Origin of the sequence: Flagellimonas halotolerans (assembly GCF_035818535.1) — a bacterium.
In the GTDB taxonomy this organism is placed as follows: Bacteria; Bacteroidota; Bacteroidia; order Flavobacteriales; family Flavobacteriaceae; genus Flagellimonas; species Flagellimonas halotolerans.
This window is the reverse complement of the sequence record NZ_JAYKYV010000004.1, coordinates 151,009-171,371: the sequence shown is the minus strand read 5'-3', so window position 1 is coordinate 171,371 and position 20,363 is coordinate 151,009. Positions and strand designations below refer to the sequence as shown.

Genomic DNA, 20,363 nt, shown 5'->3' with positions numbered 1-20,363 from the left:
TAAACTCCAAGAGATTATGGGAACTAAAGAAAAAGAGTTGGAAGGTGTCCTTCTGGACGAAGAGACCATAAATGAGCACGAGATAGTTCTTTTTAATGACGATGTCAATACCTTTGATCACGTTATTCAAACACTGATCAATGTTTGTGAGCATACGCCAGAACAAGCCGAACAGTGCTCTTTGATTGTGCATTACAAAGGGAAGTGCACCGTAAAAACGGGAGAGTATGCTGCCCTAAAGCCTAAATGCAGTAAGCTGTTGCAGGCGGGCTTAAGTGCCGAGATTGTTTAACTTGCCAATTCCAGCAAAAGTTCTCCACCTCAAACCGACATAACAATATTTCAAAACTAAAGCTCATGAATTCTTTACCTTGAACTAGCATCCCTTACCATCCCAATTCTTCATATTTAGCCTAAACAACCAAAAACCAACCCACTAACCACCCATTCTGAAAAATGAGTGAATTTTTTAAGGCTGAATTAAAAGATCGTTTTTTGGAATATGCCTTGGAGCGAAGCGATTACTTCCAAATCCAAACCCTTTACGATGAATTTTTAAGACCCAATTATAGTCTGGAATATGCTCAAAAATTGGTGCATGAAATCCAAACTTACGACCCCGATTTACTGGATGTAATGAGTGGCAATGGTATGGATATTTTTATGTTGGCCTCTACATCCCATACCGAAGATTTTTTGGATGAAGGAGGATTTATGAATCTTTATGTAAAGGAAGAGGAGAAGTGGGATGCGTTTCTAGGGCAGTTATCGGGTACGCCAAAATTGACCAAGGAGGAAAGGGAACTACTGAAGAAGAACACTCCAGATTTGAAACGGGAAAAAGTGATGCTCGTAGGACTTATAGTAGCGGTGGCGATCAGCTTTTTGTTTACATTGGTCAGTATCTTTAAAGAAACTCTCCTGGAGCCGGAATATGTCCCTGCCGACGAGTTTGAACGAAAAATAGATCAGTTGCGAGAACAGTATATTTTGGAGAACGAGAAAATGCAACGGGAATTGGAAAACACCCAACGTATGTTGGACTCATTGGCAAAATAAACCTCATATAAAAGCGGTAACCAATCCCGGTCATCGCCTTTTGATTTTTATTGCAATTATGGTTATTCAGGCTTCATCCCAGGCTGAACGATTTGGTAATTGGACTTGGCTTTAGCTTCCTCGACAATTTTCCTTACATCTTCCAATAACTTTTTGGCATCGTAGATTATCCCATCTTTTATGGTATACTTTACTCCTCCAACACGTTCAATGCTATTGTCCTGCTGTAGTTGAATGGCCCCTGTACCGTAGAGCGCTTTTAAGTTCTCCAAGGGATTTTCTTCGATGATCACAAAATCCGCCAGTTTCCCAACTTTTATGGTTCCTATTTCATCATCCAAGCCAAGGGCTTCCGCACCATTTAGGGTAGCGGCCTTAATTACCTCTAAGGGATGAAAACCGGCTTCGCGCAAAAGTTCCATCTCCCGGGGGTAGGCAAAACCATAAAGCTGATAGATAAATCCAGCGTCGGTGCCCACCGTGACCCTTCCTCCTCTGTTTTTATATTCATTCAAGAAAGCCATCCAAAGCTCATAGTTTTCCTTCCAATCAATTTCTTGTTCCGTACCCCAATAATGCCAGTAGGATCCATGGGATTGTCTGCTCGGCGCATAAAACTCCCAAAGAGAGGGGAGTGTGTATTCCTCATGCCATTCGGCACGTCTGGCCCTTTGTAAGTCCCTGTTGGCCTCGTAAATAACCATGGTGGGCGAGAGGGAAAAATCCAAGGAAATCAGTTCGTCCATCACCTCGTTCCATTTTTTGGAAAATGGCTTTGCAGCTTGTGCCCAAAGTTGACCAGCCTCACCGAAGCGGTCTTGCTCGTTTTGGTAATTGTAATCCAAAGAATAGTTTTGAACAGTTCTGTCATCGAACATGGCTTCCGGTAATCCGTACCAATGTTCCATGGAAGTAAGTCCTGCTCTAGCACTATGGAGCACATTCCACCTGCCTACATACAATTGGGCATGATGGGTCTTGGAGCGCAGCCCCATTTTTTTGTTTTCGTCCAAGGCCGCGGTCATTACCTCGGGCAGGCCTCCACCAAACTTAATGCCATCTGCACCTTTTTTGGCGTTGGCCCTGACCCATTCCCGGGCAGCTTCGGGGGTAGTGATGTCCCCTCGTCCCCGTTCTCCGTTTAAATTGCTGCCGAACCAAGTGTAAGCCTGTATTCTTGGAGCGGTAATTTCGTTTTTTGCACTTTTCTCCTTTTGGTCCAGCACCCAATCAATTCCATTGCCCGAACCTGGGTCGCAAATGGTGGTAATGCCATGCCCCATCCATAACTTGTAAACATATTCGGCAGGTGTTCCCTGTGAGGTGCCCCCGATATGTGCATGCGTATCCACAAACCCAGGGAGCAAGTACATACCTTCCGCATTGAGCTCTTTTCCGCCAGGTTTGAGCTTTGGTCTTCTGTTAGGGTCAATGTCCATTCCCGGGAAACCTACCACTTGCACGGAGGAAATCCGATTGTTTTCCACTACAATGTCCACTGGGCCGATAGGAGGCGACAAGGTTCCATCTATTACGGTTACCCCCCGTATAATTAATTGCGACCAAGGCCCTTCTCCATCGGTTCTTGGAGGGGCCTTTTCAATTTGAGCCTTCACATAAATACTTAATAACAAGCATGCAAATAGAAAAGTTTTGGCTTTGAGATTCTTCATAGGATCGGTTTGGTTGGATGTAAATTAGGCAAAAGTTTTATAAAGGTCTTTGTAAGGATGTTGTTGTTTTTTAATCGAAAAAAATTCCCCGCATGCATGCATTGGGGTTTCCATTGAAACTGCCATTCCCGTGAAAACGGGAATCCAAATGCAATTTTTACGTATTAAAACATTTTTTTTGACATGCTAATTTAACCAACCTGTTGATTTTTTATTAAATTGTTACAAGCTAATTCAACAAACCATTGACTTTTTTTACTAAACCTCGTTCTTTTTCGATAAAGAAAGGAAGTTTGTTCGCAATCCTTTTTGTGGTGCAATTTACTTTCTCGCAAAATGCTCCAATAACTCTATTGGGCGAATCAAGGACCTTCCCTGAATTTTTTAAGGAATTGGAGGAAAAATCCGGTTATTCCTTTTTCTACCTCGATGCCTGGGTTGAAGATCTTAAGGTGGAACAAAACTTTCAAGAGGCTACTATTTCCGATATTTTGGAAATCGTTCTATCCGAGACTCAATTGAACTTTTACCTTTTTGAAGAGGAAAAACGTGTGTTTTTGCTTCAAAACACGGTTATCTACGATGAACTCCCTCCCAGCTTTCATCAAACAAAGGACACCTTAGGGAATACAACGGTTGTGCAAGGTCAAAGAAATATTCCTCCTCCCACATTTTATAATGATGAAGTATCCCAAACCACGGAAAAAGTTCCAGTTGTTCGTATAGGAAGAGCCGATGAAAAGTATTTAAGGCCAACCTACCGATTGTCCGGGAGGGCAATCAATGCCGAAACAGGTGCCCCTATACCTGACTTGGCCATTAGGGTGAAAGGTAGGAGTGGTGTAACCGTTACAAACGAGCAAGGGGAGTACGAGTTGGTATTGCCGGCCGGATATAACCTTATTTCTACCAGTGCCATGGGAATAAGGGATTCGGAACGCGAAGTCATCATGTACAACGAAGGCACCCTGACCCTTCAATTACAGGAAAGTCTGGAACAGTTGCAGGAAGTTGTGGTCGAAGCAGATGCAGTGAGCAATGTTCAAGAGGCAGTTTCCGGCAGCGAAGAGATAAGCTCCGAGGAGTCCAAGGATATTCCTTTGGTGCTCGGGGAACGCAATATATTGGAAGTGGCCAAGGCCCTGCCCGGGATTTCCTCGGCCGGTGAAGGGGCTTCTGGGCTCAATGTTAGAGGGGGCAAGACCGACCAAAACCTTGTTTTGTTGGACGATGCTGTCATTTACAACCCAACCCATTTCTTTGGGATTTTTCAGGCATTGAACCCGTTCACAACGGAAAAAGTCAACATCTACAAAGGGGCACCGCCCGTGGAATTTGGTGGTCGGCTTTCTTCGGTGCTCGATATTGAGACCAAAAACGGGGATACCCAAAAAATATCGGGAGAGGGCTCCATAGGCCCGGTTACCGGAAACCTAGCTTTGGAAATTCCATTGAAAAAGGAGGTTTCCTCCTTGGTTATAGGAGGTAGGGGCGCCTATGCCGATTGGATATTGAAAGCTTTGGATGATGAGGACCTGAGCAACAGCGAGGCATCATTTTTTGATGGAATCGTAAAATATCATCATAAATTCAATGAAAACAGTGAAATCCGTGGTACCGCCTATTACAGCAAGGACAATTTTAGCATCACTTCCGATTCCCTTTATAATTACAGTAACCGTTTGGGCTCCGTACGTTGGGCACATAAGCTGAGCGAGAAAAGCACCGGAGTGCTCACGGCAAGTAACAGCAATTATAATTTTGGAATTGATTACGATGACGATGGGAACAGTGATTTTGAACTGGACTATACCATCAACGAATCAGAGCTCAGGTATCGGTTGAACACCCGTTTGAACGATGCCCATACACTCGATTATGGTATATCGGGTAAATATTACTCGGTGGAACCCGGAAGCATTGAACCTAAAGGCAATGATTCCAATGTAGAACCTATTGACATAGATCGGGAACAGGCATTGGAAGGAGCTTTGTTTGTCGGGGACGAGTTTAAAATATCCGATAAACTGCTGCTCAATGTGGGAGCCCGATACGCTTTTTATGCGGCCATGGGCGAAGCCACACAAAATACCTACCAAGAGGGTGCACCGCGAAGCGAATCTACTGTGCGGGACACTATAAGCTATGATAGCGGTGAATTTATTAAAACGTATGGTGGACCGGAGGCTAGGGTTGCTGCCAGATATTTGTTTGCCCCGGACTTCTCGGTAAAGGCCAGTTTCAATAATTCGTATCAATTTATACATACACTTTCCAATAATACAACGGTGTCCCCGATTGATACTTGGAAACTTTCGGATTTGAATATCAAGCCTCAAAAAGGGTATCAGGCAACTTTCGGATTCTTCAAAAATTTCAATGAGAACATGTATGAATTGAGTTTGGAGGGGTATTACAAACGAATGGACGATGTGCTCGATTTTAAAACGGGTGCCGACCTCTTGCTCAATGAAAATGTGGAGACCGAAGTACTCCAAGGAGAGGGAAAGGCCTATGGTGTGGAATTTCTTTTAAAGAAGAACAGGGGGGACCTGAATGGATGGCTAAGTTATACCTATTCCCGTTCCAAATATAGGTTTGATGGGGAAACCAGTGAGGAACGCATCAACAACGGGGAGTTTTTTCCGTCCAATTTTGATAAACCGCACGACCTGAGTGTCATTGCCAATTACAGATTTACAAAACGTTATAGCGTATCCATGAACTTTGTATATCAGACAGGAAGACCCATTACCTATCCCGTGGGAACCTATAGGTTCAACAATGCCGATTATGTCGTGTTCAGTGATCGTAATAAATACAGGATACCCGATTTTTATCGCTTGGATCTGGGAATCAACATTGAAGGGAATCATAAGAAGGACAAATTGGCCCATAGTTTTATCACCATTCAGGTGTACAATGTGCTGGGCCGGAACAACCCGTACTCTGTTTTTTTTGTGACGGATGATGGGGAAGTCAAAGCATTGCAAAGTTCCATTTTTGGAATGCCCATACCTTCCATAACCTATAATTTCAAGTTTTGATGAAGCGCTATAAATTTACATATCAGATTGTTTTGAGCCTAGTGTCATTAATGATCTTGGGCGCATGCTTGGACGAACTCGAACTTGATACGCTTGACGAGGAGGAACAAACCGCCGCTTTGGTGGTGGAAGCTGTGCTGACCGATGGGATGATTACCCAAAAAGTGTATTTGAGCAGGAGCAGTCTTCGTTTGGATCTTGAGACGGACACGGTTTACAACCCGTACATTCCCTTGGGCAGTCGCCCCATTGATTCCGTGGATATGGAAAGCGGTGCCACGGTTCGTGTATTGGGTGACAATGGTGCCCAATACGCTTTTACGGAAGGAGAGGAGGGCATCTACCTCTCCAACCAACAGTTTGCCTTGGAAATGGGTGTTGGGTACACCTTGGAAATCCAGACCAGCAATGGCCAAGAGTACGTGTCTGACCCTTTGAGCGTTCAGGGAAAGTCACAGCTCACCAATGTGTATGCCGAAAAGGCCGTCAGCGACAGCGGGGCGGAAGGTGTGGCCATTTATGTGGATAGTGCCCCTGAACAAGGAAACACGGAGTTTTATAGATATACTTTTGAAGAAACCTATAAAATAGTTTCTCCTTTTTGGACAGGCAGTGATTTTGTGTTAACAGATTATGACCCCTGTGCTTTGCCTGTGCCTACATACAATTTAGAAGTTGTACCCAAGGAAGTGGAGAATAGGGTATGTTATAACACCGTTTCTTCCAATACCATTGAACAGTTGAGTACTGCAGGAAATCCTGAAAGCAAAGTTTCCAAGCACATGGTACGTTTTATTGGTAAGGACAATTTTATTATTTCGGAACGATATAGTATTCTGGTGCAACAGCAAGTGCAGTCTGCCGATGCCTATTCGTTCTACGAGACCCTGAGTAGTTTTTCGCAATCGGATAATATATTTTCCCAGATACAGCCAGGAGCACTTTATGCAAACGTGCATAGAAAAGATGGGACAAGTGAAAATGTCTTGGGGTATGTAGAGGCCGTGGGGGTGTCGGACAGGAGATTGTTCTTTAATTTTGAGGATTTTTTCCCCGACGAAGAGCTACCTGCCTTTCCTTTTGATTGTTTCTTGCAATCCGTTCCTGAATCCCACCCGTCATACTGTATTCAAGAACCTGTTTCAAATCCCTGTCCACAATCCATAATAGAAAGAGTGAACATAGGGACCATTAGCTATTTTTCGGGCTACGATGAGAATTTGGTGCCCAATGCATCCTGTCCTGGACCATATGTGTTTGTGCCCCGAATATGTGGAGATTGTACCCTTTTGGGAAGTAATGTAAAGCCGGATTTCTGGATCGATTAAAAACACAGCTTATGAAAAAACAATGGGCAATACTTATGGTTCTCACAGCACTATCCTTGCACGCTCATGCTCAATATGTGATAAGTAGTGTGGACGAGTTACAAAACTTAAAAAGCCTACCGCAAGAAAAGGTGTATTTACACCATACCGGCCCCATTGTGTTTACGGGAGAGTACCTGCACTATGCCTTTTATTGCTTCAATGCGCAGAACAACCGGGCCAGCAATGTAAGTTTTGTGGGTTATGTTGCCCTGATAAACCAAAAAGGGGAATATGTGTTGGAACAGAAGGTGAGACTTCAAAAGGGCAAATCCCAAGGCGATTTCTTTGTCAATACCGACATACCTTCAGGAAATTACAAATTGCTCGGCTATACCCAATGGATGAAGAACAATGGGATGGAGCAAATATTTAAGGATGATTTGGTCATCATCAACCCCTACCAAGTAGATCAGTCGCAATTATTGTCCGATAATTCGGAAGAAGCTTCAATACACGCCGAAAAAATGAATAGGCCTATCGACTCGTCGGTTGTTCAACTAAAAATGGAGAGGGATGTCTTTGGGCCAAGGGAGCGAGTGGCCTTAAGCCTAAAAAATTACAAGGCGAGGTTGGGACATGGAAATTACACGCTTAGGGTCCAAAAGAAGGATGGAATGGAGGTCCGGCCCGCTGCAAATGCCATTTCCTACGCCAACGAATATTTTAATGCAAAGGGAGCATTGGATAAAACGGTTGGCGACAGTCTGTTTCTGCCGGAACAGCGCGGAGAGCTATTGTATGGAAAAGTGACCGATGGACAAGGAAGCCCTGTTTCCGATGCCAAAATGGTGGTGTCCGTTCCCGGTGAGGAATTTCTACTAAAATTTACCACAACGGACAATCATGGCAACTTCTATACCTATTTGAGAAAAAATTACAAACTGGGTAGGGCCATTGTGCAAGTTGCAGCAAACGCTCAAGACGTTGAGGTCTCTCTTGGTAAGGTTCCTAACCTTGATGCTTCCCAACTGACATTTAATCAATTCCATATAATACCCGAATATTCCGAAGCTATTGCACAACGTAGCATACACAATCAATTGGAGAATCAATTTTATTCCGTAAAACCGGATTCCATTCTTCTGGGAACCCCCATAGATCCTTTTGATGGTGGTATGCCCGAAACCATAAAATTGGATGAGTTTACACGCTTTCGTACCTTTCAGGAGACGCTGGTGGAGGTACTCAACTATGCTGGGTATAAAAACAACCCCGATGGAAGCGATTACATTCGCATAGCCCAAGATTTTGAAACCTATAACGAAGAGGCCAACGATTTTCCTGCCATTGTGCTGTTTGACGGGGTTTATATTCCAGACCATGAAAAAATCAAGGACTTTGATGCTGGGAAAATACAATCCATCAGTTTGGTTCGAGATCAGTTTAGGATGGCAGGCAAGGATTATCAAGGCATGATGGCGGTAAAAACCATAGATGGCGATTTTTTTGAAAACTATGCTCCTACCCATGGTATTAATGTTCCTATTGAAAAACCTATGTCTAAAAAGAATTATTTTAAGCAGCGTTATACTACGCAGCAAATGGGCAAGAGAATTCCCGATTACAGAAGAGTGTTGTTGTGGGAACCCCATGTTGAGGTAGGAGAGTCCGATTTACAGTTTGAGTTCTATACCTCTGACCTTACAGGGGAGTTTGAAGTGGTTTTGGACGGATTTACTTCTTATGGCAAACCAATAACCGTCTATAAAACCATTGTTGTAAAAAATACAAGTCAATAATTGTACCTTTAAAGCATTGCTTTTTAAAATCATATAAACCATGACAAGATCACTCCAAACATTGATCATATTTATTGCCCTAGTTATTTTTTACAGGGTTGATGTTTTTGCGCAAGCTCAATTGAATGCCGAAACGGTCAACGATTTAAAAAGCACCAAGCAATTTGCCATTGGGGTCAGCGATGAACGCCATTTTAAAGGCGCATTGAACATGTATGATCTTTTGATGGAAAACGGGGTAGAGATAGTCGATTACGAAGTCGTTGTTAAAGGAAAGGTCGTTGCCGAGTTGGTAAAGGGATCCAAATTGGAAACCTTTTTTCAAAAATACAAGTCCAAGGTGCGCGTTAGTATATGCAGTGTGGCCATGGAAAAATTAAATGTGTCGACGAAGCAACTTATCGACGGATTGGTGCCGGTACCAACGTGGTCTGTACGAATACTCCAACTTCAGGCCAAGGGGTATAATACATTGACGTATTAAACTACTTTAGTGACCAGTTAATCATTTTAAGGAGAGGCATATGGATATTCTGCCGTTGCCTCACCCATTTTTTGGTACAATAAAGTAAATGCTTGTTTCCAACAAGCAAACTTGCGGTTGTAAACAATTTTCAGAGAAAAGAGATACCGTGGTTTCCACATATTATGGCGACTTTTTCAAAATCTGGCGGACCAGGAGGTAAATCGGCCAATTCCCTGAACATGATTTCAATTCCTGAGGGAAAGGCACTTGTGATCATTTTAGCCTTTTCAGTTCCAACAACCTTCCAAGAATGTGGAATATTTTTCGGGGCAAAGGCGGTATCACCAGCTTCCAAAACCGTGGTTTTCCCATCCACCATTATTTCAACTTGTCCTTTGATCACCCTGAAAATTTCATCTTCCTTTGTGTGAATATGGGGAGGAATACCAACTCCGGGACCTACATTGTCGACCCATTCCACAATTTGACCATTGGTGTCGCTACCGACCAGTTTATGGGTCTGGATATCCCCAATAACATTCAAAACATCGCCTTCGCTGTCCTTTATGATTTTTGGGCTGGGGTTGTTGGGAGATGCTGCTTTTTTGAATAGTTGTTTGCTGTTGGCGATTCCAGGAACCAAGGCGAGCCCAAGCCCCAAACCCGAAGTTTGAATGAATTTTTTTCTGTCCATGACATTTGGTTTGTTGTTTGGTTAAAAATAAGGGGTGGGAGTTATTGGAATATTGTGAAAAACACGGCTATTCCTTGGATTTTCGGAAAATCAGCTTTTCCGAAGCTGGGATGGAGTGATTCCAGTATGCTTTTTAAAGAAATAGCTGAAATAGTCGGGCGAGGAAAATCCCAGCTCGTAGCCAACTTCTTTAATGGTCTTATCCGTGAATTTCAGGTTATGCCTTGCGCGCATGACCAGTTGTTCATCTATAAGATGCTTGGCATTGATGCCCAAAACTTCCTTGACACATTCATTTAAATATTTGTCGGATATGTTGAGCTTTTTGGCGTAGTGGCCCACTTCATGATGTTCAGTAATGTTTTGGTCAATGCTTTTTTTGAACTTATAAACCAATGCAGACCTTGAATTGTTGTCCGTAATCACCGACTTGATGTTGCACTTACCGTCACAATAAACAAAAAAGGTATTTAAGAGGGAAAGTATAGCCTCTTCACGATGTTTTAAGTTAGTGCTGAGCAACTCGTCCATCATTTCAAGAATAGCTTTTATGCGTGTTTCTATACCTGGAGAAAGGTTGATTTTCGGTATTTCATTGCTGTTTAAAAGACGGACTTCAGTTATGTGGAGATTTTTGAAAGTGGGGTGGTTTAAAACACCTTTGGGAATATAAAACACATACCCCGATGAAGTTGTAGTACCCTTCTTTAAGATTTTCCAGTCATGATCTGGGCTTAAGAAAAAAACAGCGTTCGATACATTGTTGTACAAAATCTTGTTTATTTCAATTGCCTCAGCACCATTTTGAACCCAACAAACAGCATAGCAACCACTGTTCTGATTGGATGTTGTTTTGTGTAGAATACGTGATATTTTAAGGGTGTCTATATTCATTTTTAAGCCGCCCAAAGTAGTGTTCACTCGATTAAAATCGGTTTTTTGTTCCTTCTTAGACAGGAAGTTACATAAAAAATGAAAGAGGATTTACTTTTGGGTTAAAGTAAAGTAGGGGTTTTATTGATTGAATCAGCAAAAATCCTTCCATTTGCCCATTTAATTGGATAGTATGTAAACCAAATTTATTACTTAAAAGAGTTGCCCGAAGTTGACCTGCAAGAAAAGAGGCAAAGGTAAAGAGGTCTATTTCATGTGGATGTACCGCTTTGAAAAAATAGTTTTTAGGATAATTTAAGCCTACCTGTCCCTACACAGTCGATTGTACATTTTCTGCGCAAAAGTTGAGGACAAACGACTTTACGTTGTCCCAATCCGTATATTCATGATCACGGGAAGTATCTGTGCTGCCTCCCTCTTTTTTTGCAATCATTCGCATGATGAGCTTTTTAAAATAGTCGTATTGGGTATATTTTAATGCTCCTGCAAAATGGCGCACTTCATTGGGCTTCCATCCTGTTTTTGCGAAGAAATCCAAAGCAATTTTTTTGATTTCTTCGTGCTCCTTTTCTATGTTGGAAGCAATGGCCATGGAAACCGAGAAGAATGCGGAATGTTTTTTATTGAGAATGTCCAAATGTTGCATTACATAATTGGTCACGGAGCTTTGATATTTTTGCATGTGAACAGAGGCACCTATCAATACAACCTCAAAATGGGCAGGGGAAGGAGGTTCATCCGTGGCATCCGCAATAACCACCTTGTGGTCTCCTCCCTGAAGCACTTCTTCCATAAATCTGGAAATTTTTCGGGTCTGCCCCTCACTTGTTCCATATACAATTAGGATTTTCATTTTGTCTAATTTTAGTGATTCATATTTGGGTAACGATAATTACTTTGTGACTTCCTTTTCCATTATTTTTAGTAAGGTTGATGTACTTAACCACGTCTGTCCACATAATTCTTGCAAGACATTTCAAAACTCCAAATAGGTTTTATCTTAAATGTAAACTTACCCCCTTGCCTTTTGTGGCACAATGATTTAGGTCATTGTTGTAGACCAGCTTGCGTACTACCTTCATATAATCTAAAACATGAATTATGAGACTAAAATATTTGGTGGGTTTGGCTTTTATGGCCATCCCATTTTTAATGGGCGCACAAACCCTTGAAACGATCAATGATCCTACAATTAAAATAAAGGAACTAACAGAAGTCGGGCCTTTCAGTGAAGGTTTGGCAGCCGTCCGGAAAGACGGTAAATGGGGCTTCATCGATATGGAAGGTAATTTAGCCGTAGATTTTAGGGATGACGTGGTATGGAATCAAAATGCGGATGAATCCCGTAATGATATCAAGGGCATCAAGTATCCGAAATTTAAAAATGGTCTATGTGCCATACAAATGATAAAGGATGAGGGAATCCCGTACTATGGTTTTATGAACACCCAAGGAAAGGTCGCAATCGAACCGGAGTATTTAAACGTTACCGGTTTTAAAGATGATAGGGCCATAGGAATCTATTGTAGAAGAACTTTCAGGGGGAAAAACGACTTCCAATTGAATATTTATGATTATGCCCTTACCGAAGTTGTGCTAAACAACATGGGTGAAATTATTTGGCCCATCAGCAAAAGGGAAGACATTTCTATGTCCAAAAGACGGTACCAGACACCAAACATGGCCGCATCCTTCATCTCGTCCGATCTGATACTGATAAAGACAGGTGACAATGATTTACAAATTTGCAAGATCAGTGAACAAACCCAGAAACCATAAAGGAACTGGACAATGCAACGGGTACAATTATAGCGGGGTGTCACAGGAGTAAGAACTATCAAAGTTTTCCTCCCCTGCATGGATAAACCTACCTTTTTTATAGCATTTGTGACAGTATTCTGTGTTGATACTGCCATCCCGGTTGGTGCCAAAATCGGTAAGGTGGTACATGGGCACGCCACAATGTTCGCAGATATTTGAAGGTTTCATGATACTATTTATCGGTATGGATCAATGATTTTCTTGAAGGGCTTCTATCACCCTCTTTAGTTTGTCCCGGACCTCCTCGGCAATGCCCATCAAAGCCTCGTTGTGAACCCCCATCATCGAAGCAATTGGGTTTACGGCGGCCACCTCTATGTTGCCCCCTTCGGCTTTACGTACTATAACATTGCACGGTAGCATGGTTCCAATCTTATTTTCAACCTGTAATGCTTTATGAGCAAACGATGGGTTACATGCTCCCAAAATTGTATAATTGGGAAAGTTTACATCCAATTTCTGCTTCAATGTATTACTGATGTCAATTTCAGTCAAAACCCCGAAACCTTCATTTTTAAGGGCTTGTGTTGTTTTTTGTATGGCTTTCTCGAAAGTGGTATCACTGAGAACGGTATTAAAGTAATATTCCATTTTTATCAGAATGAATTAATTAGGTAAATAATGTGGCACTGCTAAGGAAAATGGACGGAATTTAAATGGAAACAGGGAGCCTAAACTCCCTGTTTCTTCGAAAGGCTTGAGTTGCTTTCTGCCTTAAACTTTCTCTTTACCATCTTATTGCTAAAATGCTTAAGAACGCTTGTTCAGTGGACAATCCAAACCTTTCTAGTTTATGCATCTTCCCAGACCATAAACATTCTATGGGGTGTTTTTGATGGAGAGGAGGACGAATGTGGTTGATATTCAAATCCTCGTGCCTTAAAACACCTTTTATAACCGTTGGCTTTTTTTCCAATTGACTATTTTTTGTAGTCTTTGAAGAAACCGGGGCGTTTTAATGCCCCGGTTCCACAGAAGAAGTTATCCTATCCAACGCTCTTTTTCTTGTATAAACTACTTGTGTTTATCACTAAACGTTTTCGCAATTCCAAGAGGAGTCAAAGAATAGTTGTATCTCCTTCTGTATTTCTTACACCATTGGTTTTATCTTCAAAGAACGTATTGTATCGTAATCCTGGCACAAAATTAAGACGATTGTTGAGCTTGTGGAATGACCTGGGTCATCTTAGCGTTATTTTTCGAATTTTAACATTTTGGGCATTAATTTCTCCATCAAAATGTATTGCCCTGAAAGGATTGATGTAAACATCCATGCCTTACAATTTAATTGACAAACTTTTAGGCACGGCAAATATTTCCCTATGACTTGGGTCAGTCCATCAGATTCTCTGTATGCCAATTTTAGCAATAATCGTGCTGTTTTCAATGGCTTGTAAATGAGTCGGTTAAAATGATTTAGGGTGATCTGGGTCATTGTGCGAAGAACCTATCTCTACTAGTTTTGAATGTATAGAGCGATAATTTAAAAGGATGGCTCAGCAGCCATTGAAGTATTAACAAAAACACTAAGATTATGAAAAAAATAGTATTGACCCTATTGTCCGTGGGACTCGCAATCTCTTTGCACTCCCAGATCATCAAAACGGAAGAATTGTCCGAGGTAATTGTGTATGCGACCAATTACAAGTATTTGAACAACATTGATACAGAGGAAGAAGCTTCCATACCTGTAGAAATGCTCAGAAGAAAAGTCGCAGCCTTCGATGTAAAAGATTCTGAATTCTATCAGGATGACTATGATCTGTACAACATCAATTTCTTTATCCCGGAAGGAAAAATCCTTGCCGCCTACGACAAAGACGGTAAAATCATCAGAACTGCCGAGAGGTTTAAAAACATTAACCTGCCAAATTCCGTAAAGAAGGCCATCTTGGATAGGTTTCCGGAATGGACCATTAGCAAGGATGTTTACCGGGTTACTTATCACAACGAAAAGGGCGTTTCCAAAAAATACAAATTGAAACTGGAAAATGGAGATAAGACGCTGCGGGTAAAAGTGGATGAAAAAGGTGAGTTTCTATAGAAACCGGGGTCGTCTTTGGTCTAATTATTAAACAATAAATCAATCGTTATGTCAGTATTAAAAGTCGTCGAAATCATGGGAAACTCAAAAGAGAGTTTTGAGGATGCCGTAAACAACATTGTCAAGGAGACATCAAAAACAGTGAGGAACATCAAGTCTGTTTATGTGAAGGACATGCAGGTTTGTGTAAAAAACAACCAAATTACCGAATACCGTGTGAATGCAAAGGTCACTTTCGGAATTGATGGGAATAATTCCTAGTTAGTCGGTTTTGTTTGTATGGTCCGTGCCGGTCTCCTGGCTTCGGACCATATAATTTGTAAGGGTTGACCTGTATTATTGTGGCCGGTGCAACCAATAACTGGATTTTTTAAAAAACAACAAGCTATGGCAACTACAGAAGTATTTGATGAACACGTATCGCAATACGAACAATGGTACGAGGACCATCCCGAAGTGTACCAATCCGAAATATTGGCACTACAAGAGCAGTTTTTGGAGCTGCCCCATAACATTAGGGGCATTGAGATAGGTCTGGGCACAGGAAGGTTCTCCGAACCTTTGGGTATCAAGGAAGGAATTGAGCCTTCGGTGGCAATGGCAAAAAAAGCGTTTGAAAGGGGCGTTGAGGTTATGAAGGGAAAAGCAGAGCACTTGCCCTATGCCGCCATGCAGTTTGATTTTGTGCTCTTCGTTACCATTTGTTACTTGAAAAACCTTAAGAAAGCCCTTTCCGAAGCGTATAGGGTGTTAAAGTCCGATGGAGCTATAATTATTGGTTTTTTGGATAGGGATCAAAGTGTTGCAAAAGCGTACATGACCAAAAGAGATCGAAGCAATTTTTACAAAACGGCCACTTTCCATTCGGTTGACCAAGTGGAACAATTGCTCAAAAATGTAGGTTTTAGGAACTTGGTGTATAACCAAACCCTTTTTGGAGATCTTGAGGACATAGAGGAAGTACAAATGCCCAAAAACGGCTACGGAACGGGGTCTTTTGTCACCGTTAAAGCGGTTAAGCCATGAATGGGTCGGTAAAATATAAGACAGAAATTGAGATAAAGATCTTGGCACCTTCGCTTGAAGTACTTTTAAGGGATAATCTTGGAATCATGAACGATATCCTGAAAAAGGGAGGATGTGACAAAGCGGGTCATTTTGACTGTCAAATGTGTACGGAGATTTCCACCGATAATGCGACCGACCTCTTGATCGATTTCCTCTCAGATACTCTTTCCCTTACCTACATGCAAAAAATCCTTTTCTGTAATGTTTATTTTGCCGAGCTTTCGGAGAATAGCATCTCGGCCCTGTTATATGGCAAATGTTTGGGTGGTTTTGATGAAAGGATAAGAGGGGTTTCTTATCTCGGCACCCATGTAAAAAGGAATGAAGGAAATGTTTGGGAAAGCCATGTCATTTTTGATATGTAGATGAGTGGCCAAATGTATCATTTAATTGAATGTCACATTTCCAAATATTAACTCGTCCGCCTCAGCAATTCTGAGGCTTCTTCTTCTGAGACCTGTTCAAATTCCGAATAGAACTGCCCAACTGCATGAAAGTTATGGGGAGTGGTCAGGCAGATTACCTGATCAATGTATTTATAATCCTGAAGGTTTTGGATGGCACCCAGAGGGGCTACAGGAACGGCCACTATGGTTTTTTGTGGATGCTGGTTTTGGACCAACTGGGCTGTTATTTTTATGGTATTGCCGGTGGCGATACCATCATCCACAATAATAATGGTCTTGCCCTTCAAAGATATGGGCTCTCTGTTCCGGTGGTACATTTCAAATCTGCTTTGAAGTTTTTTACGGATTCGTTCCGTTTCTTCAGTGATGTAGCTTTTGGCCACTCCATGGTCATTGGTGAGAACCACATTTTCCAAACTTACCGCCCCAATGGCGTATTCCTTGTTGTAGGGGTGTCCAATTTTTTTGGAAAGGGCTACATCCAACGAGGCATTTAGGGCTTTGGCAATGATGACGCCCAAGGGAAGCCCGCCTTTGGGTATGGCAAGTACCACTACATTCTGATTTTTGTATTTTTCAAGCCTTTCTGCCAATTGCAGTGCGGCATCTTCCCTGTCTCTAAACATGATCTTCTCTTTGCTTGAAATTTATAGATTCTTATAGCATTGGAATTTTAAGCATTACCCCCATAAATGGGGAGCAAAAAATGTCTTACACCGCGTCTTGCCCAATTTGAACAGGAAGTTAGGGCAAAGACCTGCCCACATCAATGACATTGGTCACTCACGGTAGTTATTCTAGGGTGATTAAGATCATTTTCAAAGTGCATCCCAGCCATTATTTTTATTGAATCATCCTAAAAAGTGAACAAAGTGTACATACATTGTAGTTAACAGTTGCCCAAAAACCATGAGAGAGTTGAATTCCCTATTGAACAGTATTACCATGTTGACCCATACCATGGAATCGCAATACCCTGAACTGTACCATTTTTTGGACGAAGACCCCGTTACCCTTCCTGTGTTGGGCCATCCCAATGTTGGCAAAGAGGCCTTGGAGGACTATCTACAAAGTTTACAAGAACTGTTGGGGCATCATGTAAAAACCCATAATTATGGTATCCGTCCAACACAAAAAAAAGAACATCAAAAAAGGAAAACATGAAAGTGAAATGGTACAAAATAGTGGTTTGGATATTGATCGGTGCCTTGGTTCTTTTCTTTTTACTTGCAGTTTGGTACAAGAATATGTATGCGATGGACGCTGCGGAACCATACGCGATGTATTCATAAACTTTTGACAAGAAACTGCTTATTGCAACACAGAGTAGTACTTTCAAGGATTCTCTGGTTCGCAAAAAACAGATAATGTGCGGTAAGGTTTTGGAAATGACCTAAGTCATGGTTTGGTCGCTTCTTATATTCTAATTTTGGTGGACATATCCAAATAGATGTAATATGAAAAAGGTATTGCTTCCAACTGATTTTTCCCAAAATGCAAAAAATGCCATTAGCTATGCTTTAAAGCTATATAAGGATACACCATGTACCTTTTACTTATTGCACGCTTATGGCATTCCCGTGTACAGTATTGAAAATTGGACGATGGATTTCCACGAATCAAACCCGATAGCCCATTACCAAAAGGAAACAATGGATCAACTAAATGCATTGAAGGAAGAACTGGAAGCTGACCATGCAAACCCCAAGCACCAATTTGTATTGCAAGGAGCTTTCAATCAACTCGTGGATGAAATAGGGGAAGTGGTAAAAAAAGAAGGAATAGACTTGATTGTGATGGGAACAAAGGGGGTCACGGGAGCCAAGGAATTGCTGTTTGGCAGTAATACCGTCCATGCTATTAAAAAAGCAAAATGCCCACTTATAGCAGTTCCTGGGGAATTTAAATACGAAAGCCCTAAACAGATCTTATTTCCTGTGGATTTTGAGGTTGATTATGATAAAAAAATAATTGAGGAACTTCTTTATTTGGCAAGTGAAAATAAGGGGAACATCAATATCCTGCATATTTCAACCGGTAATAGTATGACAGAATTCCAGATGAGGAACAAGAAAAAGCTAGACCAACTTTTAAAACCACATACCTATATATTTCATGAAACACCTGTCAATGGGGTTATAGAGGGTATCAATGACTTTCAAAAAAAGAACAGGATAAACCTTTTGGCTATGATCATGAACAAGCATACTTTTTTGGAAAGCCTGTTCATCCGGCCGGTTATCAGAAAAATAGGTATGCATCTCAATATCCCTTTTATGGTCTTGCCCCATCTCGAAGGGAAGTAAACACAAGACATGGTTTTCACCATAGTTGAGGGGATTATTTCAAAATACCATGAAACGCACATCCAATGCACAGCAGTTGCTCCAGGCAAGGTACTTGCTCAGGAACCCTTCGGGAAAAATTATTGAAACGCCCCATGGGCTTTTTAAGAGAGTAGCCAAACATGTTGCAAGTGTAGAGGAGAAGAATAAAGCCGGCTGGGAGGGTACATTTTACGATTTGATGGTCAATCTCCACTTTTTGCCCAACTCACCGACCTTGATGAACGCAGGATTGCCCAAAGGACAGTTGAGTGCATGCTTTGTGCTTCCGGTAGAGGATAGCTTGGACGGTATTTTTAGCACACTGAAGAGCACAGCCCTGATCCATCAAAATGGAGGGGGTACAGGGTATAATTTTTCCAAGCTTCGGCCCCGCGGAGACAGAATTCTATCTTCCGGAGGGACCTCCTCGGGCCCCATTGCCTTTATCAAAATATACAACACGGCCACGGAGCATGTAAAACAAGGCGGTAAAAGGAGAGGAGCCAATATGGGAATCCTAAATGTGGACCATCCGGATATTGAAGCATTCATTTTGGCAAAATCCGAAGGCAATACACTCCAAAACTTCAATCTTTCCGTGGGTATCACCGATAATTTTATGAAAGCGGTAAGCGCCAATGCGGATTGGAACCTGATCAACCCAAGAACGGGAGAAGCAACAAAAGCCATCAGGGCGAAATCCTTATGGGAACTGATTGTTTCCCAAGCATGGAAAACCGGGGATCCCGGGCTTATTTTTTTGGATACGATCAATAAACATAACCCAATTCCCGACCAAGGTATTATCCAAAGCACCAATCCCTGTGGGGAAGTGCCCCTTCTTGAATATGAAAGCTGTAATCTGGGTTCCCTTAACCTCTCCAAAATACTAAAAACAGATAATGGTAAAAGAAGGGTTGATTGGGATATGCTCGAAAAGACCATCGAAGCCTCAATGAGGTTTCTGGACAATGTAATTTCAGCAAACCATTATTTACTGCCCCAGATTGAGACCCAGACCAAGAATACCCGTAAGGTGGGACTGGGCGTGATGGGCTGGGCGGAAATGCTGGCCCGATTGGAAATCCCCTATGCCTCTGTGGAAGCTGTCGAACTGGGAGAAAAAATCATGCAGTTCATTCAATCCAAAAGTTATGCTGTATCCGAATCCCTTGCAGGGGAACGAGGCGTGTTTCCCAAATGGTCAAATAGCGTTTTCCATCCAAACAGACCCATGAGAAATGCCACCTGCAACAGCATTGCCCCTACGGGAAACATTTCGATCATCGCGGATACTTCATATTCCATAGAGCCCTTGTATGCCGTTGGATATCGTCGCGTTGGAATCATGGGGAACAAAACCCAGACCGAGATAAACCCCTTTTTTGTAGAAAGTATGAAGGCACTTGGGCTATGGACGGAAAAGTTGAAATCGGAGGTGTTGGAAACGGGAAGTGTCCAGCACTCGAAAATGGTTCCAAAAGAGCTCAAAAAGTTGTTCGAGACCAGTTTGGAGATACCCTGGCAATATCATTTGAGCCACCAGCAGGCCTTTCAAAAATATACGGACAATGCCGTGTCAAAGACCATAAACCTGTCCAGAGAAACCCCAGTGGAAACCGTTTCGGAGATATATTGGAACGCTTGGGAATATGGTTTGAAGGGAATCACCATATACAGGGACGGCAGCAAAGCGGATCAAGTTTTGCAAGCCTGTAGGCTGAACAGGAGCCCCAATTGCTGAAGAACCTTCA

At 42.0% G+C, this 20,363-nt stretch carries 22 protein-coding genes; 15 read left to right on the top strand and 7 right to left on the bottom strand.

The annotated features are described in order from the left end of the window. The first annotated feature begins 16 nt into the window (after positions 1–16). A complete protein-coding gene (locus tag VM932_RS06790; RefSeq protein WP_326278037.1) occupies positions 17–292 on the top strand; it encodes an ATP-dependent Clp protease adaptor ClpS in 276 nt (91 codons plus the stop codon). Positions 293–456: 164 nt separating this feature from the next. Then, complete coding sequence (locus tag VM932_RS06785) at positions 457–1,059, top strand: hypothetical protein (protein WP_326278036.1); 603 nt, start codon at positions 457–459, stop codon at positions 1,057–1,059. Between the two features lie 62 nt (positions 1,060–1,121). Here the strand turns inward: VM932_RS06785 and VM932_RS06780 are convergent, their stop codons facing one another. After that, entirely contained in the window at positions 1,122–2,732 is a 1,611-nt protein-coding gene (locus VM932_RS06780; protein WP_326278035.1) for an amidohydrolase family protein, read from the bottom strand. 293 nt (positions 2,733–3,025) lie between these two features. On the opposite strand from VM932_RS06780, the gene VM932_RS06775 reads away from it, so the two are divergent. From VM932_RS06775 to VM932_RS06760, 4 genes are read left to right on the top strand one after another with little or no spacing between them, the layout of a single operon-like run. Next, positions 3,026–5,779, top strand: a complete 2,754-nt coding sequence (locus VM932_RS06775) for a TonB-dependent receptor (protein WP_326278034.1) — start codon at positions 3,026–3,028, stop codon at positions 5,777–5,779. Then, the gene (locus VM932_RS06770) at positions 5,779–7,107 is read left to right on the top strand and encodes a DUF4249 domain-containing protein (protein WP_326278033.1); all 1,329 of its coding nucleotides are present in this window, start codon (positions 5,779–5,781) and stop codon (positions 7,105–7,107) included. The genes VM932_RS06775 and VM932_RS06770 overlap by 1 nt, the downstream gene beginning before the upstream one ends. An 11-nt stretch (positions 7,108–7,118) precedes the next feature. Next, positions 7,119–8,888 (top strand): carboxypeptidase-like regulatory domain-containing protein, encoded by a 1,770-nt coding sequence (locus VM932_RS06765; protein ID WP_326278032.1) that lies wholly within the window; start codon positions 7,119–7,121, stop codon positions 8,886–8,888. A 40-nt stretch (positions 8,889–8,928) separates the two neighbouring features. Then, positions 8,929–9,372, top strand: coding sequence for a hypothetical protein (locus tag VM932_RS06760; RefSeq protein WP_326278031.1), 444 nt, complete (start codon positions 8,929–8,931; stop codon positions 9,370–9,372). 130 nt (positions 9,373–9,502) lie between these two features. Here VM932_RS06760 and VM932_RS06755 read toward each other — a convergent pair whose 3' ends face one another. From VM932_RS06755 to VM932_RS06745, 3 genes are all read right to left on the bottom strand, one after another. Then, entirely contained in the window at positions 9,503–10,048 is a 546-nt protein-coding gene (locus VM932_RS06755; protein ID WP_326278030.1) for a cupin domain-containing protein, read from the bottom strand. A 90-nt stretch (positions 10,049–10,138) separates the two neighbouring features. Beyond that, positions 10,139–10,942: a helix-turn-helix domain-containing protein gene (locus tag VM932_RS06750; protein WP_326278029.1), complete on the bottom strand. Its 804-nt coding sequence runs from the start codon at positions 10,940–10,942 to the stop codon at positions 10,139–10,141. A 310-nt stretch (positions 10,943–11,252) separates the two neighbouring features. Continuing rightward, the gene (locus VM932_RS06745; RefSeq protein ID WP_326278028.1) at positions 11,253–11,795 is read right to left on the bottom strand and encodes a flavodoxin domain-containing protein; all 543 of its coding nucleotides are present in this window, start codon (positions 11,793–11,795) and stop codon (positions 11,253–11,255) included. A gap of 248 nt (positions 11,796–12,043) precedes the next feature. Here VM932_RS06745 and VM932_RS06740 point away from each other — a divergent pair, with 248 nt between their 5' ends. Then, positions 12,044–12,721, top strand: coding sequence for a WG repeat-containing protein (locus VM932_RS06740; protein WP_326278027.1), 678 nt, complete (start codon positions 12,044–12,046; stop codon positions 12,719–12,721). Between the two features lie 27 nt (positions 12,722–12,748). Here VM932_RS06740 and VM932_RS06735 read toward each other — a convergent pair whose 3' ends face one another. Both VM932_RS06735 and VM932_RS06730 read right to left on the bottom strand, forming a co-directional pair. Further along, positions 12,749–12,931: a zinc ribbon domain-containing protein gene (locus tag VM932_RS06735; protein ID WP_326278026.1), complete on the bottom strand. Its 183-nt coding sequence runs from the start codon at positions 12,929–12,931 to the stop codon at positions 12,749–12,751. 21 nt (positions 12,932–12,952) lie between these two features. Beyond that, the gene (locus VM932_RS06730; protein WP_326278025.1) at positions 12,953–13,354 is read right to left on the bottom strand and encodes a DUF302 domain-containing protein; all 402 of its coding nucleotides are present in this window, start codon (positions 13,352–13,354) and stop codon (positions 12,953–12,955) included. A 943-nt stretch (positions 13,355–14,297) separates the two neighbouring features. Between VM932_RS06730 and VM932_RS06725 the strand changes: the two genes are divergently transcribed. The 4 genes from VM932_RS06725 to VM932_RS06710 all read left to right on the top strand — a co-directional run bounded on the left by VM932_RS06725 (position 14,298) and on the right by VM932_RS06710 (position 16,240). Continuing rightward, complete coding sequence (locus VM932_RS06725; RefSeq protein ID WP_326278024.1) at positions 14,298–14,807, top strand: nicotinate-nucleotide adenylyltransferase; 510 nt, start codon at positions 14,298–14,300, stop codon at positions 14,805–14,807. Positions 14,808–14,855: 48 nt separating this feature from the next. After that, positions 14,856–15,068 (top strand): dodecin family protein, encoded by a 213-nt coding sequence (locus VM932_RS06720; protein ID WP_326278023.1) that lies wholly within the window; start codon positions 14,856–14,858, stop codon positions 15,066–15,068. A 126-nt stretch (positions 15,069–15,194) separates the two neighbouring features. Beyond that, on the top strand, positions 15,195–15,833 hold the full coding sequence (locus VM932_RS06715) for a class I SAM-dependent methyltransferase (protein WP_326278022.1): 639 nt from the start codon (positions 15,195–15,197) through the stop codon (positions 15,831–15,833). After that, on the top strand, positions 15,830–16,240 hold the full coding sequence (locus VM932_RS06710; protein ID WP_326278021.1) for an archease: 411 nt from the start codon (positions 15,830–15,832) through the stop codon (positions 16,238–16,240). The genes VM932_RS06715 and VM932_RS06710 overlap by 4 nt, the downstream gene beginning before the upstream one ends. A 47-nt stretch (positions 16,241–16,287) precedes the next feature. Here VM932_RS06710 and VM932_RS06705 read toward each other — a convergent pair whose 3' ends face one another. Further along, positions 16,288–16,908 (bottom strand): phosphoribosyltransferase, encoded by a 621-nt coding sequence (locus tag VM932_RS06705; protein WP_326278020.1) that lies wholly within the window; start codon positions 16,906–16,908, stop codon positions 16,288–16,290. 283 nt (positions 16,909–17,191) lie between these two features. On the opposite strand from VM932_RS06705, the gene VM932_RS06700 reads away from it, so the two are divergent. The 4 genes from VM932_RS06700 to VM932_RS06685 all read left to right on the top strand — a co-directional run bounded on the left by VM932_RS06700 (position 17,192) and on the right by VM932_RS06685 (position 20,353). Then, a complete protein-coding gene (locus VM932_RS06700; protein WP_326278019.1) occupies positions 17,192–17,446 on the top strand; it encodes a hypothetical protein in 255 nt (84 codons plus the stop codon). Then, a complete protein-coding gene (locus tag VM932_RS06695; protein WP_326278018.1) occupies positions 17,443–17,574 on the top strand; it encodes a hypothetical protein in 132 nt (43 codons plus the stop codon). Before VM932_RS06700 ends, VM932_RS06695 begins: the two co-directional genes overlap by 4 nt. Before the next feature lie 165 nt (positions 17,575–17,739). Next, positions 17,740–18,588 (top strand): universal stress protein, encoded by an 849-nt coding sequence (locus tag VM932_RS06690; protein WP_326278017.1) that lies wholly within the window; start codon positions 17,740–17,742, stop codon positions 18,586–18,588. A 49-nt stretch (positions 18,589–18,637) separates the two neighbouring features. Further along, a complete protein-coding gene (locus VM932_RS06685) occupies positions 18,638–20,353 on the top strand; it encodes an adenosylcobalamin-dependent ribonucleoside-diphosphate reductase (RefSeq protein ID WP_326278016.1) in 1,716 nt (571 codons plus the stop codon). Positions 20,354–20,363 lie beyond the last annotated feature (10 nt).

What these genes read in the sequence shown, in the direction of transcription:
- VM932_RS06745 (WP_326278028.1), bottom strand. Translation starts at nt 11,795, where the DNA reads ATGAAAATCCTAATTGTATATGGAACAAGTGAGGGGCAGACCCGAAAA.
- VM932_RS06690 (WP_326278017.1), top strand. Translation starts at nt 17,740, where the DNA reads ATGAAAAAGGTATTGCTTCCAACTGATTTTTCCCAAAATGCAAAAAAT.
- VM932_RS06725 (WP_326278024.1), top strand. Translation starts at nt 14,298, where the DNA reads ATGAAAAAAATAGTATTGACCCTATTGTCCGTGGGACTCGCAATCTCT.
- VM932_RS06790 (WP_326278037.1), top strand. Translation starts at nt 17, where the DNA reads ATGGGAACTAAAGAAAAAGAGTTGGAAGGTGTCCTTCTGGACGAAGAG.
- VM932_RS06765 (WP_326278032.1), top strand. Translation starts at nt 7,119, where the DNA reads ATGAAAAAACAATGGGCAATACTTATGGTTCTCACAGCACTATCCTTG.
- VM932_RS06720 (WP_326278023.1), top strand. Translation starts at nt 14,856, where the DNA reads ATGTCAGTATTAAAAGTCGTCGAAATCATGGGAAACTCAAAAGAGAGT.
- VM932_RS06715 (WP_326278022.1), top strand. Translation starts at nt 15,195, where the DNA reads ATGGCAACTACAGAAGTATTTGATGAACACGTATCGCAATACGAACAA.
- VM932_RS06705 (WP_326278020.1), bottom strand. Translation starts at nt 16,908, where the DNA reads ATGTTTAGAGACAGGGAAGATGCCGCACTGCAATTGGCAGAAAGGCTT.
- VM932_RS06760 (WP_326278031.1), top strand. Translation starts at nt 8,929, where the DNA reads ATGACAAGATCACTCCAAACATTGATCATATTTATTGCCCTAGTTATT.
- VM932_RS06730 (WP_326278025.1), bottom strand. Translation starts at nt 13,354, where the DNA reads ATGGAATATTACTTTAATACCGTTCTCAGTGATACCACTTTCGAGAAA.
- VM932_RS06710 (WP_326278021.1), top strand. Translation starts at nt 15,830, where the DNA reads ATGAATGGGTCGGTAAAATATAAGACAGAAATTGAGATAAAGATCTTG.
- VM932_RS06685 (WP_326278016.1), top strand. Translation starts at nt 18,638, where the DNA reads ATGAAACGCACATCCAATGCACAGCAGTTGCTCCAGGCAAGGTACTTG.
- VM932_RS06770 (WP_326278033.1), top strand. Translation starts at nt 5,779, where the DNA reads ATGAAGCGCTATAAATTTACATATCAGATTGTTTTGAGCCTAGTGTCA.
- VM932_RS06750 (WP_326278029.1), bottom strand. Translation starts at nt 10,942, where the DNA reads ATGAATATAGACACCCTTAAAATATCACGTATTCTACACAAAACAACA.
- VM932_RS06740 (WP_326278027.1), top strand. Translation starts at nt 12,044, where the DNA reads ATGAGACTAAAATATTTGGTGGGTTTGGCTTTTATGGCCATCCCATTT.
- VM932_RS06780 (WP_326278035.1), bottom strand. Translation starts at nt 2,732, where the DNA reads ATGAAGAATCTCAAAGCCAAAACTTTTCTATTTGCATGCTTGTTATTA.
- VM932_RS06785 (WP_326278036.1), top strand. Translation starts at nt 457, where the DNA reads ATGAGTGAATTTTTTAAGGCTGAATTAAAAGATCGTTTTTTGGAATAT.
- VM932_RS06700 (WP_326278019.1), top strand. Translation starts at nt 17,192, where the DNA reads ATGAGAGAGTTGAATTCCCTATTGAACAGTATTACCATGTTGACCCAT.
- VM932_RS06735 (WP_326278026.1), bottom strand. Translation starts at nt 12,931, where the DNA reads ATGAAACCTTCAAATATCTGCGAACATTGTGGCGTGCCCATGTACCAC.
- VM932_RS06695 (WP_326278018.1), top strand. Translation starts at nt 17,443, where the DNA reads ATGAAAGTGAAATGGTACAAAATAGTGGTTTGGATATTGATCGGTGCC.
- VM932_RS06755 (WP_326278030.1), bottom strand. Translation starts at nt 10,048, where the DNA reads ATGGACAGAAAAAAATTCATTCAAACTTCGGGTTTGGGGCTTGGGCTC.